This is a genomic window from Bacillus sp. NP157, from assembly GCA_018889975.1.
Lineage (GTDB): Bacteria > Pseudomonadota > Gammaproteobacteria > Xanthomonadales > Rhodanobacteraceae > Luteibacter.
Genome location: CP076546.1, coordinates 3,312,600 through 3,326,513 on the forward strand (window position 1 = coordinate 3,312,600; position 13,914 = coordinate 3,326,513).

A 13,914-nucleotide genomic window follows, 5' to 3' on the forward strand; every position below is an offset into this window, starting at 1 on the left:
TCAGCCGACCTTGGTCAGCGTGCCGTGGCCGTTCGGCGTGGCGATGGTCGTGCAGGTACCGGTCGGCACGTTCTTCCACGCGTTTTTCTGGAAGTCGGCCTTGGCGGTGCCCGCACAGGTGGTGCCCGGGCCGGCCGCGCAATCGTTCTGGCCAGCCTTCGCTACGCCCCAGCATTTCTCGACGGCGGGCTTCTTCGCGTCCTTCGCGCCATCGGCGTGGGCGACGTTGCCGACCAGGGCAACCACGGCAAGGGCGATCGATGCGGCGTGACGGTTCATGGCGTTTCCTCGGGGTGCGGGCGGTTGCCCGGTTCAGGGGGGAGTTCGCGGTGGCGCCCGGCGTGGTTACAGTGGAAAAAGATTCCGATCGCCTGTAACCATTCGCCTCGCGCGAGCGAACTACCGTCCATGCCACCGTCCGACGTCGAACCCCAGCTCCGCTCTCGCTTCGTCGCGGGGCTCGGTGGGGATGCCCAGGCTTACCGCCAGTTCCTCGAAGAGCTGGCGGGGTACCTGCGTGGATGGCTGCGGCGGCGCCTTCCGCGCGCGCAGGCGGACGTGGAGGACATCCTCCAGGAGACCCTGCTCGCCGTGCACAACGCCCGGCACACGTATCGCGAAGACCAGCCGCTGACCGCCTGGGTGCATGCGATCGCCCGCTACAAGCTGATGGATTTCTTCCGCGCCCACGCCCGCCGGGAGGCCCTGCACGATCCGATCGACGAACGCGACGTCTTCGTTGCCTCCGACGTCGAGCCCGCCGATGCGCGCCGCGACGTCGGCCGCCTGCTCGAAGCCTTGCCCGACCGGCACCGATTGCCGATCGTGTTCGTGAAGCTGCAGGGGCTGTCCGTCGCCGAGGCCGCGCTGCGCTGTGGCATCTCCGAGTCCGCCGTGAAGGTCGGCGTCCATCGTGGCCTGAAGGCGCTCGCCGCCAGCATCCGGGGTGCCTCATGAAAACCGACGACCTGATTGCCCTGCTCGCTACCGAAACGCCGGCCGTCGATCGCAACGCGCCGCGGCGCCGGTTCGCCCTGGCGGCCCTGGTCGGGCTGGCCGGCGCGTTGTTGCTGATGGCGGTGACGCTGGGCCTGCGCCCGGATCTCGCCGTGGCAGCACGCACGGCGATGTTCTGGCTGCGCCTGGCCTATCCCCTGGCCATCGCCAGCGCCGCCCTCGCCGTCGTGCTGCGCCTGTCGCGGCCCGGCGCAGCGGTCGGCGTGCGCTGGGCCGCGCTGGGCGTGCCCCCGCTGGTCGCCTTCGCCGCGTTGGCGGTCGCCCTGGCTGGCGCCCCGGAAGGTGCCCGCATGGCGCTGTGGCTGGGCAGCACGTGGAAGGTGTGCCCGGTGCTGATCGCCATCCTCTCTACCCCGGCCGCCATCGCGATGTTCTGGGCCGTGCGTGGCATGGCGCCGGTGCGGCCCCGGCTCGCCGGCGCCGCGACCGGCCTGTTCGCGGGTGCGACGGCCACGGCGGCCTACTGCCTGCACTGCCCTGAAATGGCCCCGCCGTTCTGGGCGTTCTGGTACCTGCTGGGCATGCTGGTGCCGGCGGCGATCGGCGCCCTGGCGGGTCGCAAATTCCTGCGCTGGTAGTCGACGAACGACCCGAACGCTATTTCGGCAAATGTTCGTGAGCGCTATGTATTCCGACGTGCCCCTGCCGCTATATCATTCAGCACGAAAGCGTCAGCTGTAACGGGCCTCGCCAGGCCCCGGCCACGCTTCATCGGAACAGCCGCGACGGCGGCATTGAGGGGCGCAAGGTGCGTAGAGCCATTCGGGATCCGCTGGCGTGGGGCCGCTACATCGCGGTCGCGGGCGCGTATGCCGCCTGCTACGAGCTCACCCGCAATGTGTCGTTCTCGCACTGGATGCTGCCCGCGGGCCTGCGCCTGGCCTGCCTGCTGCTCGTCCCGCGCCGGTACTGGATCGCGCTGGCCGTGGGCGAAGCCCTGCCGATCGCCGAGATGGCCGCCCTGCACGCGCAGGCGTTCGGCGTCCTCTGGGCTTGCGTAGTCTCCATCCCGCCCATCGCGCTGTGCATGCCAGCGATGGCCTGGCTGCACAGGCGTTACCAGCTGCTCCGGGACGATGGCCAGCTCAACATGGGCTTCATCCTCACGGCCACCCTGGTCTGCGCAGCGATAAACACGACCGCGAACGCCGCTGCCCTGGCGACGGTACAGATGGGCGACGGTTCCGGCGCACCCGCCGTGACCTTGCCGATCCTGCTGGCCTGGGTGCTGGGTGCCTACCTGGGCGCGTTGACGCTTACCCCCCTGATCCTGGCCGTTCGCGAACGCATCGCCGCGCTTCCGGGCGGCGTGGCGACATGGCACGCCTTCCGGCAGAGCGACCTCGTGCGCGATGCGCTGATGTTCGCCGTGCCCTGCCTTGCCCTGCTCCTGCTGGTCGCCAACGGCGCGGGCGACGACGATGGCTTGCTGACCTGGGTCCGCCTCGGCATGGCGATCCCGGTGGTTGCGCTGACCCTCCGGCATGGCTGGCATGGCGCCGCCATGGGCGGGATGCTGGCCAGCGTGGCGCAGGCGAGCACGTCGCTGCATCTGCAGGATCCGGCCATGATCCGCGCGCAGGCCGTGCTGGCTTTCGCCGCGTCGACGGCGCTGATCTTCGGCGTTCGCATCGCACGGCGCATGGCCGCTGCACGGGCCACCGCGTTGCGGATCGGCGGGGCGGCTCCCGCCCCCGCACCTCGCCGCTGAGGCGGCGCATCGCCGGGCCACGCAGGCCCGGCGATATCAAGCACGCGGATTACGGGCCGCGCGACGAGCACTCCACCGGGTTCTTGCACTCGGCATTGACCGCCATCACGCGCATCGTGCCGTTGGGCTGCGGGGCGACGAACACCTGGGTGCTGGAATCCTTGTAGACCGTCTCACCGGTCGTGCTGGCCGGCGCGGCCATGGGCTCGTCCGGGGTGGCCACGTTGCTGGCGTCGACGCCCACCGGTGTACCGAGCAGGCTGGTCGGCGTCCTGGCGATGGCGGCGCGCACGGTGCCATTGGCATCGTTCACCTGGATGTAGCGCATGCTGCCGCGGGTGAAGACATACACGTGGTAGTTCGGGCTGCTGCTGACGTCGGTGGCATTCGGCCACGCCTGGCCGAGGCCACTGAGGGCGGTCTGCGCGTGGGCGGCGCCCATGCCCAGGGCGGCGACGGACAGCGAAACGACGAGCGTACGGAACGAGAAAGACATGGTGGAATCCCCATAGGTTATGTGCCGGCCTGCCGCCCCATGCGGCAGGTACCGGCTGATCGACGGTTGGGGGATTGCCACGGGCAACACCCCATGGTCGATTTCGTGACTTTCCCGCAACGGCATGAGCATAGCGGGCCACCGTGCCGATTCCGCGCAGCGATGGGGGTGCGGCGGTTCAGGGCGCCAGCGGCTCCGCCCGCTGGTGGTGCAGGCGGTAGGCCCAGCGCACCAGCAGGGCGGCGACGCCCACGTCCACCAGCACTTCGCTGGGCCAGACATCGCCGTAGAAAAAGCCGTCCACGTTCGCGAGCATGCCGTAGATGCCTATGCTGTTGACGCATGCACCGGCGCCGATCGCCGCACAGCACAGGCGCGCCGGACGGGAAAGGAGGCGGTCGGTCAGCAGCCAACCGGCCATCGCGGTAGCGACGCTGGTGGCGACCAGGTCGATGGAGAGCAGGCTGAAGATCACTTGCCACCTCCCGTCACCCGTTCGATCACCCGCTCCGCGACACCCTCGCCGTGCCGGTCGAGCAGGCGCTGGGCGATAACGGTGACTTTCAGTCCGAAACAGCCGACCAGGAACGCCACGCCGGCCTGGACTTCCGCGGCCGCTTCCGGAAGGAAGTAGCGCTGGAAGGCCGGCGCCAGGAACACGGCGACCAGTGTGCCGCAGATGACCTGGACGACGGCGCGGCTGCGTGAGCCGCTGCTGTTCAATGCGACGGGCATGAGCGCGCCGCCGACGGCAGCGAGCAGCAACCAGAATCGTGCAAGCAGGATGGAGTCCATGGCACGCCCTCCTCATGGCTCGGCAATGACGGTGAGGATCCCGGTCCAGGGATGAGCGGCGCGGGCGAACACCAGGCGCACGCCGTCGCCTTCATCGGAAAGCCGTAGCTCGCCGGGATAGAGCGAGTCGCAGTAGCGTCCACCATTCGACGAAGGGCCGAAGCGAAATCGTGCTGCCTCGTTCTCTTCGCCGAGAAGCTGTGCCGGGATCCGGCAGTTATGCGGCTCGCCGAAATGGATGTCGAGCCGGTCGCCCTTGCGCACGAGCGTCGCACGCACGAGGCCTGTGTCCGATCGGACGACGCCCCGCCATTCGCCGACACCGGCGACGCCCGCGGCGCGTGAAACAGGCAGGGCCATGGTGGCCACGACAAACAGCGCCGTGGCCGTTAGCGACGTCAACTTTCCATGTGACATGACTGACTCCTTTCAGGGGTGGGGATCGTTCCCCGGGGAACCGACGGCGACGCCGTCGATGAAAAGCCGCGATTGCCAGCCTTCCGCGGCAAGGCATGTCAACCGGACATGCTGCAACGGGCTACGCAGCAGCCGCGCAAACCAGTGCCGGCCCGGCATCACTTCCAGCACGCCCGCGCGGGTCCCGTGCAGTCGCCCGTCGAACTCCAGGCTGAGGCTGGCGTTTGCGGAACGCGCCATCGCCTCGACGCGCGCACGCAGCCTGTCGAGCGACACCGCCTGCGTGGCCACGTCAGTCCACCATCCAGGCTGGCTTGCGCGGAAAGCCGATGTGGTAGCAGATCCACTGCAGGACGACCTGGTGCTCGCCCACCTGGAGGATCTTGAAGCTCTTCTCCATCGCCAGCACGTGGCCCTTGGGCGATTCGTTGAGGCAACGGTTGATCAACTCACGCGCTTCCTCGATGTGTGCCTCGGAAGCCATCTGGGAAGGGTTATTGCTACCAAGCACGACCCGCTTGATGAAGCGGACATCGGTAAGGTCGAACATCTGGCGCTCCTTGGAAAGTCGTGGCGCCCACGGCGCCACGACCGGTCATGCACGGATCAGGGAACCGCGACGGCAGGCTTCGTCTTCGGAACGCAAGCGGTCTGCAGGATGTCCATCACGCTCGCCAGGCCTTCCGGCATGCCCTCGTCGCGCGCCTGCACCGACACGTGGTACTTCGCGGAATTGTCCGATGTGCGGGTGTTCTCCTTGTGCGTCGCCACGGAGCCGGAGACATTCACCTTGGCCGAAAAGAAGCCCCAGCCGAACGATGCGGTGGCATCGTAGTTCGTGGTGTTGTCGACCTTGCTCACTTCGGTCGCCGACGACTTCACCTCCATGTCGAACGTGATGTCCACGCTGTTCACCGAGAGCGTCGGGATCTTCACGATGGAAAGCAGGGGCACTTCCATCTCGACTTCTTCTTCGAACGGGCCATTCGGATCGGGGTTCGCGATCGGCCGCTTGAACTTGAACACCGAGGTGCGCGTTTCGCCCACGGCACCGCTGGCATCGGGCATGAAGCCCACGACCTTGATGAAGTCCGAGGTCGCCTGGGCCAGTCGCACCTGGGCTTCGCTGGCGGCCTGCAGTGGCGCGCCGATGAGATCGCCCATGGGCAAGCCGCGGAACTGATCGGACATCTGGATGATCGACATGTGTCATTCCTTGTGTATCGATGTGGCGCCCGTGCTTCGTGCACGGTGCGGTTCGGCCAGGCGGAGGGAGGGGTTAATCGTCCGGCCGGAACGTCTGGAAGACCCCCTGGGTCATCGCGAGATGGTTGACGAGGCGCGCCGTGCCCTCGCTCGGTTCGACGCCTTCCACGCGAAGCACCACCCGCACGGCACCGGCGCGATCCGCGCTGCGTCGCGAGGCCGTGTCCAGGCCGACGGAGCGCTTCGGCTTGCGTGGAAGGAAACGCCAGCGTGATTCGCCCAGGTCGCCGGCCGGCGCCTCGGCGTCCTGTCGGTCGACCAGGCTGCCCAGGTCGGCATCGAAGCTGATTTCGACGTCCTTGATGCGCAACGAAGCGGTCGGGACCAGCGGAAGCAACGGGGCGCGGTAAAGGTCTTCATCGCCGGCCTCCGCGCCAGCCTTCATCGAGGGCATGCGAATCACCACGCTTTTCGGCCGGTTGTCTTCGTCGAAGTAGTCGCCGAGGTGGGCTACCTGGGCTTGTTCGATGCGACCCTGGGCTTCCACCACGGCACTCGCCATGGCTTCGATCAGGCCCTCGAGGGGAGCGGCGCTGGTCATGGTGCGCGCTGTTCGGCGTGGCGTGGGTCGTGGTGTGTGTGCATGGTCGTGGTCCTTTGTAAAGCGCGTTCGTGGCGTGGGGATAGATTGCGGGTTGGCGCCCAGGGTGGGTATCGGGGGAAAGCTGAGATGGGCATGGTGTTGGGGCGGATTTGTGGTCGGCATTCCGATGGGGTGATATCGGTCGCGCGCGGGCGCGCTCCTACAGGAGGGCGAGGGAGATCAGGCCGGTGCGCAGGGCGTAGCGGGTGAGGTCGGCGATGCCTTCGAGGCCGAGCTTTGCCTGCAGGTGTTCGCGATGCGTGCCGACGGTCTTCATGCTGATGTGCAGGCGCCCGGCGATCTGCCGTGTCGACAGCCCTTCGGCATAGAGCTGGGCGACCTCTTTCTCGCGTGGCGTAAGCAGGGCATGGGGATCGTCGTTCCGGCAGAACGCGTCGACCAGCACATGCGCGAGCTCAGGGCTGACGTGGTACCGCGACGACAGCACGCTATCGATACCTTCGATGAGGTGGGCGAAAGTGCAACGCTTGAGCACGTAGCCGTGCGCGCCCGCATCGAATGCCGCACGCACGCAGGGACTATCGCCAGTCTCGGACAGGCACAGCATGCGCGTGGCGGGGCAGCGCGAGGCCACGCGCCGCGCAGCCTCGATGCCATTGAGCCCGGGCATGTATTCGTTGAAGACAAGCAGATCGGGCTTGCGGTCCACGCACAGCCGCAGGCAATCCCGGCCATCGCCCGTCGTGCCAACAACATCGAAACGGGCCTGCGCCTGCAGCAGCGCCGCGAGCCCCTCGCGCAACAGCTCTTGCTCTTCCGCCAGCACGATGCGGACGGATGCGTGGCGTCGCTGTGACAGAATGCGCTCCGCCTGGTGGCCAGCAACATGGTTCCCTTGCATGTACCCACTCCTGTTTGGTCAGGAGCGCAGACTTGGCGCGAGAACAATCTCACGTCCTTCCGGGAATCTTACGGACCGCCTTTCTTCTGCAACCTCAATTAGTTGCAAATCCCGGCACCGATCGCTGGCCGAATGCAGAGCCCCGCCGCACCTTCTCCGTTTCTCATTGGCGAGTGGACCATCCATCCGAAGCGCCGGGTGATCGAGCGCCATGGCGAAGTGCGCGTGCTCGAGCCGCGGCACGCTGACGTGCTGTGCTACCTGGCCGCGCGCCCGGGCGACGTCGTCAGCGCGACCGACCTGCTCGACGCGTGCTGGCAAGGTGGCTTCTTCGGCGACAACCCCGTGCACAAGGCGGTGGCGATGCTGCGTCGGGCGCTGGACGACGATGCGCGCGCGCCGCGCTACATCGCCACGGTACGCAAGCGTGGGTATCGCCTGGTCACGCCGGTCAGGCCGCAGCGCTCGCTCGAAGACCGGTTGGTACGCGCCGTGCGCCGCTGGGGCCGCCATCCCGCGTTCCAGCGGCGCATGCGGGCATTGGGTCCGCGCGACGACCGTGGCTGGCAGGTCCTCACCAGCGTCCTGCTGCGTGTCGCCGCCTCGCTGGTCCATGAAGGCACCCTGCCCCATGCCCTGGTCACCGTCGACGCGGCACGCGGTTGGCTGGCGACGCGCACGCACGATTCGCCACCACGCCCTTAACCCCGGCGCTGCTGCCACCCATCCCAGAACGGCGGCTCACCGACCTGCTCGCCGAGGAATTGCAGGAAGGCCTGGGTCTTGCGTGAGCGCTGCCGGTTCGCCGGATACACCGCATGGATACCGAGCGCCGCGGGTTCCAGCGCCCATCCATAGGCCTCCAGCAAGGGCACCAGTTCGCCGCGCTCGAGGTAGCGGCTGGCGAGCCACGTGGGGAAACAGACGATGCCCTTGCCGCCGCGCGCCATCTCCAGCAGGTATTCGATGTAATTGCTGCGGACATTGCCGTCGACATCCGCCACGGCATACGCGTCGTGCCCGCTGCGGTAGTGCCATTTCTGCGGGCCATACGGTGCCTGGTAGACCAGGCAGTTGTGCGTGGCCAGCTCATCCGGCGTACGCGGCGTGCCATGCCTTGCGAGGTACGACGGCGCCGCGCACAGGACGAAGTGCTGCACGGCAAGCAGGCGCGCCAGCATGCGTGAGTCATTCAGTTCGCCGATGCGAATCGACACGTCGATGCCGGCCTCGACAGGATCGGAGAAGGTATCGGTCAGCCACAGGTCAAGCTCGACACCGGGATGGCGTTCCTGGAAACGCATGAGGATGGGTGCGAGGTGCCGGCGTGCGAATGCAGGGGGCGCACTGACTTTCAGCCGGCCGCGCGGCTCGTCTTCTTCCGCGATGTGCTCGCCGGCCTGGTCGATCTGTTCGATCGCCTCGCGCACGGATTCGTAATAGCGCTGGCCGGCGTCGGTCAGGCGCACGGCGCGCGAGTGGCGGGTAAACAGCGCCTGGCCGAGCGCGTGCTCGAGCGCCGCGATGTGGCGTGACGCAGACGATGGCAGCAGGTTCAGCTCGGCCGCGGCCTGCGAAAAGCTGCCGTGCGTGGCGACGCGCACGAACAGGCGCAGGGCGAGGAGGTTGACGTGCTTGTACATGGCGTTGGCGGACCCGGGCAGCTTGCTCGCGTGGCAAGGTTACTTTGTCGAAATAACAATTGTATGCCTGACATGGCAAGCGTAGATTGTCGTTCCAGCAAAGCAGACGGGCCCATAGCCGTCAAAACGGCATAAGGTCGCACCCAGGCCTTCCCGGCCCGCCCTCCCCCACGCGGGACCCGGCACGACGCTGACACCCGCCTCCTTTGCCTGCCAACCGGCAAGCACCGCTCCCCCCGGCCACCCCGCGTGTGCCGGACGGTGGCGCGTGCGCCGCAGAACGCCAGGTGAGGTTTATGCAGATCCGTTCGACATCCAGCCACCGAACACGTCGCCGTCGGTCCGCGCTGTGGAGCGCGGGCGTGTTCATGGCCGTGGCCACGCTGGGCGGCAAGGCCGTCGCGGACGACGCCGATGTACAGCGGGACGACTGGACCAGCGTGCGCAGCCGCTGGGAACGGCATGGCGTGAGCGTGCGCGGCGACTACGTCTCGGAAACGTTTCGCGTCGCCAGCGGCGGCCTGCGCCAGGGCACGCGCTACGCGCAGCAGCTGCGTGCGGGCGTCGACATCGACATGCACAAGGCCGCGGGCTGGGAGCAGGGCACCTTCCACGTCACCCTGAACGACCGTGCCGGGCGCGGCGCGACGACGGACCTGGCCGGCAACCGCATGCCGATCCAGGAGGTCTACAGCAGCCAGTTCCTGAAACTGACCGAGCTCAGCTACGACCAGGACATCGCCAGCCACCATGCGAACGTGAAGCTCGGGCTGTGGGCCATGGGCAACGACTTCGGCGGCTTGCCGATCCTGTGCGAGCTGGTCAACGCGGCCTTCTGCGCGCACCCGTTGGCCATGTCCTCGGGCAGCGGCTGGGGCAACTATCCGAATGCGCGACTCGGCGTCCGCGTGAACTGGCACCTCGCACCCACGGCCGACCTGCGCATCGGCGCCTTCCAGGTCAACCCGGCTTACAGCAGCGAAGACCATGGGTTCTCGCTGCATCCGCGCGGCACCACCGGCGCCATGTTCCCCGTCGAGCTCGACCTGCATGCGCGCGATCCCAACGCGGCCCGCGCCAGCGAACTGAAGCTCGGCGCGTATTACGACAACAGCCATGTCGACCGCCAGGGCGATGCCGGCCACCAGGCCAGTGGCCGCTACGGCTACTACGCCCTGGGCACGCAACGCGTCTACCAGTCGCGATCGGATCCGCGCCGCGGCCTCGTGCTCGCCGGCGAAGTGATGAAGACCGATCCGCGCACGGCGCAGATGAGCGGCTGGTACTCCGTCGATGCGATCTGGCAAGGCACGTTCGCATCGCGCGCGCAGGACACCATCGCGGTCGGTTACGTACGCGCCGTCATCAATCCGTCGATCACGCGCGCGTGGCGCGACAGCCGCACCGACAGCGTGCACGACGCGTTCCTCGACACGCTACCCGATGCGGAAAGCGTGGTCGAGCTGAGCTACGGCTGGCGCGTGAACCACGCATTCCTTGTTCGCCCCGACGTGCAATACGTCATGGATCCCGGCGCGTTCTCGCAGCGGCGCACGAAAAACGTACTTGCCTTCGGCTTGCAGCTGAAGGCAACGCTTTAAACCAGAGGTAGAGACGATGAGCAAGAACAACGGCGCGGCCGCGCTTCCGGCATGGCTCGCACGGATCCTCGGCGTGGTGATCGTCGCGATGGGCGCAGGCCTGCTGTGGGGCGGCGTGATGCTGGTGCGCCTCGGCGGCAGCGCGTACTTCATCGCCATGGGCATCGCGCTCGTCGCCTCGGGCGCGCTGCTGTTCGCCCTGCGCCCGCTGGGCGTGAAGGTCTACGCCGCGGCGCTCGCGGCCACCGTGGCCTGGGCGCTGCATGACGTTGGCCTCGACTACTGGGGACTGATATCGCGACTGCTGACGTTCGCAGGCGTCGGCGTCCTGGTGGGCGCGCTTTACCCCGCGCTCAAGCGTGGCCGTGGCGGTTCGCCGAGCCGGCGCGCACCGCTGGCCACGATCCTTCTCGCGGTCGCCGTCGCCGGCGCGATGGGCTCGATGTTCGTGCGCCACGGCGTCACGCTGGACCCGTCGCAGGTACCCGCGACGGCGACCACGCCCGTCGCAGGCGTACCCGACTGGACGGCGTGGGCCGGCACGCCCGCGGGCACGCATTACAGCGCACACACGGCGATCACCCGCGACAACGTGAAGGACCTGCAGCTGGCCTGGACCTTCCGCACCGGCGACCTGCCCAGGAGCAATGGCTTCGGCGCCGAAGACCAGGACACGCCGCTGCAAGTGGGCGACAGTGTGTTCGTCTGCACGCCGCATAACGAGGTGTTCGCGCTCGACGCCGACACCGGCAGGAAGCGCTGGAGCTTCGATCCGAAAGCCGTCGCGCCGAACTGGCAGCGTTGCCGCGGCCTCGGTTACCACGCCGATGGCGACGTCGCCGCCGCGCCTGCCGACACCGGCGCCGCCGCCGACTGTCGCCGCCGCATCATCGAAACCACCATCGACGCACGGCTGATCGCGCTCGACGCTGCCACTGGCCAGCGCTGCGACGGCTTTGGCGACCACGGCGAAGTGAACCTGCGCGAAGGCCTCGGCCTGGTGAAGCCGGGCTTCTACACGATCACCTCGGCACCGCTGGTCGCCGGCGACCTCGTCATCGTCGGCGGTCGCGTCGCCGACAACATCGAGACCGATGAGCCCACCGGTGTCATCCGCGCCTTCGACGTTCACACGGGCAAGCTGGCGTGGGCATGGAACCCCGGCGACGAAGACGCGAAGGCAGCCCCGCATCCGGATGGCACCTACACGCGTGCCACGCCGAACGTCTGGACGGCCATGGCCTACGACCCGAAGCTCAACCTGGTGTACCTGCCCACCGGCAACACCACGCCGGACCAGTGGGGCGGTGAACGCACCCCGGCCGACGACAAGTACAGCTCATCCGTCGTGGCGCTCGACGCGTCGACCGGCAAGGTGCGCTGGCATTTCCAGACCACCCACCACGACCTGTGGGATTACGACCTCCCCGCGCAGCCTGCGCTGTACGACGTGCCCGACGGCAAGGGCGGCACGCTGCCCGCGCTGGTTCAGGTCACCAAGCAGGGCCAGATCTTCATGCTCAACCGCGAGACCGGCCAGCCGATCGCCGACGTCGTGGAAAAACCGGTAGCCCCGTGGCATGCGAAGGGCGAACGCTATTCGCCGACCCAGCCGTTCTCCGTCGGCATGCCGACCATCGGCACGCAGCACCTCACCGAGTCGGACATGTGGGGCGCGACGCCGTTCGACCAGCTGTTCTGCCGGATCCAGTTCAAGCGCATGCGTTACCAGGGACCGTTCACGGCGCCGGGTGAAGACGTGTCGCTGCAGTGGCCCGGCTCGCTCGGCGGCATGAACTGGGGCGGCGTATCGATCGACGAAGCGAACGGCCTGATGTTCGTCAACGACATGCGCATCGGCCTGTGGACCCGGTTGATCCCGCGCGATGCCGTGAAGGGCAGCGGCGGCGGCGTCGAGATGGGCCTGGCGTCCATGTTCGGCACGCCGTACTGGTCCGACCGCAACCGCTTCATGTCGCCCGCCGGCATTCCGTGCCAGGCGCCGCCGTTCGGCACGATGACCGCCATCAACCTCGCCACCCGCAAGATCGCCTGGCAGGTGCCGGTGGGCACGGTGCGCGACACCGGCCCGATGGGCGTGAAGCTGCACCTGCCGATGCCGATTGGCATGCCGACGCTCGGCGCATCGCTGGCCACGCGCTCCGGCCTCGTGTTCTTCGCCGGCACGCAGGATTACTACCTGCGCGCGTTCGACGAATCCACCGGCAAGGAAATCTGGAAGGCGCGCCTGCCCGTCGGCAGCCAGGGCGGCCCGATGAGCTACGTGTCGCCGAAGACCGGTCGCCAGTACGTGGTCCTCACCGTCGGCGGTGCCCGGCAGTCGCCGGACCGTGGCGATTACGTCATGGCCTGGAGGCTGCCGGACTGAGGCCGGGATTCACCATGTGTATTCGGCAACGGCCGGCTGGGTAGTAGAAATTCGCAGAGAAATTGCGACCCGGAACGTGGCATGCTCTGCGAACACGACGGACCTCATCCATCTAAGGAACGCAGGGGCGTGAACGGAGGCTCGACCAAGCACTGGGCGACCCACGCAACCTACTGGCAACGGTGGGGGCGGCACCTTGCGGTCGCGGCGGCCTACGGCGCGACCTACGAGCTGGCCCGGTACGTCTCGTTCCCGCAATGGATGCTCACCGCCGGCCTTCGCCTGGCCGCCCTGCTCCTGCTTCCCGTCCGTTACTGGCCTGCGCTGGCACTCGGCGAAGCCCTGCCGCTGCTCGAGTCGGCCGCGATCCACGAGCCTGACCTCGGCCTGCCCTGGGCGGTCTCGGCATCGGTGCCGATGGTCGTGCTGTGGATGGCGCTGCTCAAGCCTTTGACCAGGCGCTGGTCGCTCCACGACGAGCGCGGCCAGGTCCGGATGCCGCTGATCCTCGGCGCTGCGCTGGGCTCGGCCTTCATCACCTCGGCGGCGACTTTGCTGACGGCCTTCTCGGCCATCCTCAACACCCCGACCGGCGCGTGGCCGGATCCGAGTACCGGCCCCGCCGGTTACTTCCTTGCTTACACCCTGGGTGCCTTCCTTGGTGCCCTGACCCTGACACCCGTCGTGCTGGCGATGCACGAGCGCTTCCGCGCCCTGGGTGGCAAGCCGCTTTCCTGGCGCGTGATCTGGCGTAGCCCCCTGCTCCGCGACCTGCTCGGCTGGGCCCTTCCCGCCGCCGCTGCACTGACCCTTATCGCGGTCACGACGCACGACGACGGCGTGCGCCAGGCTGCACGCCTGTTCCTGATCGCGCCTACACTTGGCCTGGCCTGGCGGCACGGCTGGCACGGCACCGCCGTCGGCGGCATGGCCGCGAGCATCGCCCTGGCCCTCACCGCTTCCGGGCTGCTGGTCGATCCGGCCACGCTGCAGGCCCAGTCGATCCTGGCCCTGGCGGTTTCCGGCGCCCTGCTCACGCGCGCAAAGGCACGCACCATGGCCACGCCGGCCACCGCACGGGTTCCTCGTCACTGACCAGGACCCGGGCGAGGGCGATCGTCGCCCCCGCCCGAT

18 protein-coding genes are annotated in these 13,914 nt (G+C 68.1%); 7 read left to right on the forward strand and 11 right to left on the reverse strand.

Annotated elements, in window-relative coordinates; all coding sequences use genetic code 11:
- Entirely contained in the window at positions 1-279 is a 279-nt protein-coding gene (locus tag KPL74_15195) for a DUF2282 domain-containing protein (GenBank protein QWT19086.1), read from the reverse strand.
- Positions 280-408: 129 nt separating this feature from the next.
- On the opposite strand from KPL74_15195, the gene KPL74_15200 reads away from it, so the two are divergent.
- The 3 genes from KPL74_15200 to KPL74_15210 all read left to right on the forward strand — a co-directional run bounded on the left by KPL74_15200 (position 409) and on the right by KPL74_15210 (position 2,728).
- Positions 409-957 (forward strand): sigma-70 family RNA polymerase sigma factor, encoded by a 549-nt coding sequence (locus KPL74_15200; GenBank protein QWT19087.1) that lies wholly within the window; start codon positions 409-411, stop codon positions 955-957.
- Entirely contained in the window at positions 954-1,595 is a 642-nt protein-coding gene (locus tag KPL74_15205) for a DUF1109 domain-containing protein (protein QWT19088.1), read from the forward strand. The genes KPL74_15200 and KPL74_15205 overlap by 4 nt, the downstream gene beginning before the upstream one ends.
- Before the next feature lie 170 nt (positions 1,596-1,765).
- Positions 1,766-2,728, forward strand: a complete 963-nt coding sequence (locus KPL74_15210; GenBank protein ID QWT19089.1) for an MASE1 domain-containing protein — start codon at positions 1,766-1,768, stop codon at positions 2,726-2,728.
- A gap of 49 nt (positions 2,729-2,777) precedes the next feature.
- Here the strand turns inward: KPL74_15210 and KPL74_15215 are convergent, their stop codons facing one another.
- The 9 genes from KPL74_15215 to KPL74_15255 all read right to left on the reverse strand — a co-directional run bounded on the left by KPL74_15215 (position 2,778) and on the right by KPL74_15255 (position 7,147).
- Positions 2,778-3,224: a hypothetical protein gene (locus tag KPL74_15215; protein QWT19090.1), complete on the reverse strand. Its 447-nt coding sequence runs from the start codon at positions 3,222-3,224 to the stop codon at positions 2,778-2,780.
- 178 nt (positions 3,225-3,402) lie between these two features.
- Complete coding sequence (locus KPL74_15220) at positions 3,403-3,699, reverse strand: hypothetical protein (GenBank protein ID QWT19091.1); 297 nt, start codon at positions 3,697-3,699, stop codon at positions 3,403-3,405.
- A complete protein-coding gene (locus KPL74_15225) occupies positions 3,696-4,019 on the reverse strand; it encodes a hypothetical protein (GenBank protein ID QWT19092.1) in 324 nt (107 codons plus the stop codon). The genes KPL74_15220 and KPL74_15225 overlap by 4 nt, the downstream gene beginning before the upstream one ends.
- 12 nt (positions 4,020-4,031) lie before the next feature.
- Complete coding sequence (locus tag KPL74_15230; protein ID QWT19093.1) at positions 4,032-4,436, reverse strand: hypothetical protein; 405 nt, start codon at positions 4,434-4,436, stop codon at positions 4,032-4,034.
- 12 nt (positions 4,437-4,448) lie between these two features.
- Positions 4,449-4,727 carry a hypothetical protein gene (locus KPL74_15235; GenBank protein QWT19094.1) on the reverse strand — a complete coding sequence of 93 codons (279 nt, stop codon included), beginning with the start codon at positions 4,725-4,727 and terminating at the stop codon, positions 4,449-4,451.
- Position 4,728: 1 nt separating this feature from the next.
- Complete coding sequence (locus KPL74_15240) at positions 4,729-4,986, reverse strand: hypothetical protein (GenBank protein QWT19095.1); 258 nt, start codon at positions 4,984-4,986, stop codon at positions 4,729-4,731.
- Positions 4,987-5,042: 56 nt separating this feature from the next.
- Positions 5,043-5,642 (reverse strand): DUF2589 domain-containing protein, encoded by a 600-nt coding sequence (locus KPL74_15245; protein QWT19096.1) that lies wholly within the window; start codon positions 5,640-5,642, stop codon positions 5,043-5,045.
- Positions 5,643-5,715: 73 nt separating this feature from the next.
- Complete coding sequence (locus tag KPL74_15250) at positions 5,716-6,243, reverse strand: DUF2589 domain-containing protein (protein QWT19097.1); 528 nt, start codon at positions 6,241-6,243, stop codon at positions 5,716-5,718.
- Positions 6,244-6,445: 202 nt separating this feature from the next.
- Positions 6,446-7,147, reverse strand: coding sequence for a response regulator transcription factor (locus KPL74_15255; protein ID QWT19098.1), 702 nt, complete (start codon positions 7,145-7,147; stop codon positions 6,446-6,448).
- Between the two features lie 132 nt (positions 7,148-7,279).
- On the opposite strand from KPL74_15255, the gene KPL74_15260 reads away from it, so the two are divergent.
- Positions 7,280-7,852, forward strand: a complete 573-nt coding sequence (locus tag KPL74_15260) for a winged helix-turn-helix domain-containing protein (protein QWT19099.1) — start codon at positions 7,280-7,282, stop codon at positions 7,850-7,852.
- On the opposite strand, the gene KPL74_15265 is transcribed toward KPL74_15260, so the two are convergent.
- Positions 7,849-8,790 (reverse strand): LysR family transcriptional regulator, encoded by a 942-nt coding sequence (locus tag KPL74_15265; protein ID QWT19100.1) that lies wholly within the window; start codon positions 8,788-8,790, stop codon positions 7,849-7,851. The two genes, KPL74_15260 and KPL74_15265, sit on opposite strands and share 4 nt — an antisense overlap.
- 296 nt (positions 8,791-9,086) lie before the next feature.
- Between KPL74_15265 and KPL74_15270 the strand changes: the two genes are divergently transcribed.
- From KPL74_15270 to KPL74_15280, 3 genes are all read left to right on the forward strand, one after another.
- Positions 9,087-10,391, forward strand: coding sequence for a carbohydrate porin (locus KPL74_15270; GenBank protein ID QWT19101.1), 1,305 nt, complete (start codon positions 9,087-9,089; stop codon positions 10,389-10,391).
- A gap of 16 nt (positions 10,392-10,407) precedes the next feature.
- Positions 10,408-12,780, forward strand: a complete 2,373-nt coding sequence (locus KPL74_15275) for a membrane-bound PQQ-dependent dehydrogenase, glucose/quinate/shikimate family (GenBank protein QWT19102.1) — start codon at positions 10,408-10,410, stop codon at positions 12,778-12,780.
- Positions 12,781-12,909: 129 nt separating this feature from the next.
- A complete protein-coding gene (locus KPL74_15280) occupies positions 12,910-13,875 on the forward strand; it encodes an MASE1 domain-containing protein (GenBank protein ID QWT19103.1) in 966 nt (321 codons plus the stop codon).
- The last annotated feature ends 39 nt before the right edge of the window (positions 13,876-13,914 follow it).

Bases quoted from the DNA above. Each gene is read 5' to 3' on its own strand.
- KPL74_15195 (QWT19086.1), bottom strand. From the start codon at position 279: ATGAACCGTCACGCCGCATCGATCGCCCTTGCCGTGGTTGCCCTGGTC.
- KPL74_15200 (QWT19087.1), top strand. From the start codon at position 409: ATGCCACCGTCCGACGTCGAACCCCAGCTCCGCTCTCGCTTCGTCGCG.
- KPL74_15205 (QWT19088.1), top strand. From the start codon at position 954: ATGAAAACCGACGACCTGATTGCCCTGCTCGCTACCGAAACGCCGGCC.
- KPL74_15215 (QWT19090.1), bottom strand. From the start codon at position 3,224: ATGTCTTTCTCGTTCCGTACGCTCGTCGTTTCGCTGTCCGTCGCCGCC.
- KPL74_15225 (QWT19092.1), bottom strand. From the start codon at position 4,019: ATGGACTCCATCCTGCTTGCACGATTCTGGTTGCTGCTCGCTGCCGTC.
- KPL74_15230 (QWT19093.1), bottom strand. From the start codon at position 4,436: ATGTCACATGGAAAGTTGACGTCGCTAACGGCCACGGCGCTGTTTGTC.
- KPL74_15240 (QWT19095.1), bottom strand. From the start codon at position 4,986: ATGTTCGACCTTACCGATGTCCGCTTCATCAAGCGGGTCGTGCTTGGT.
- KPL74_15245 (QWT19096.1), bottom strand. From the start codon at position 5,642: ATGTCGATCATCCAGATGTCCGATCAGTTCCGCGGCTTGCCCATGGGC.
- KPL74_15250 (QWT19097.1), bottom strand. From the start codon at position 6,243: ATGACCAGCGCCGCTCCCCTCGAGGGCCTGATCGAAGCCATGGCGAGT.
- KPL74_15255 (QWT19098.1), bottom strand. From the start codon at position 7,147: ATGCAAGGGAACCATGTTGCTGGCCACCAGGCGGAGCGCATTCTGTCA.
- KPL74_15260 (QWT19099.1), top strand. From the start codon at position 7,280: ATGCAGAGCCCCGCCGCACCTTCTCCGTTTCTCATTGGCGAGTGGACC.
- KPL74_15265 (QWT19100.1), bottom strand. From the start codon at position 8,790: ATGTACAAGCACGTCAACCTCCTCGCCCTGCGCCTGTTCGTGCGCGTC.
- KPL74_15270 (QWT19101.1), top strand. From the start codon at position 9,087: ATGCAGATCCGTTCGACATCCAGCCACCGAACACGTCGCCGTCGGTCC.
- KPL74_15275 (QWT19102.1), top strand. From the start codon at position 10,408: ATGAGCAAGAACAACGGCGCGGCCGCGCTTCCGGCATGGCTCGCACGG.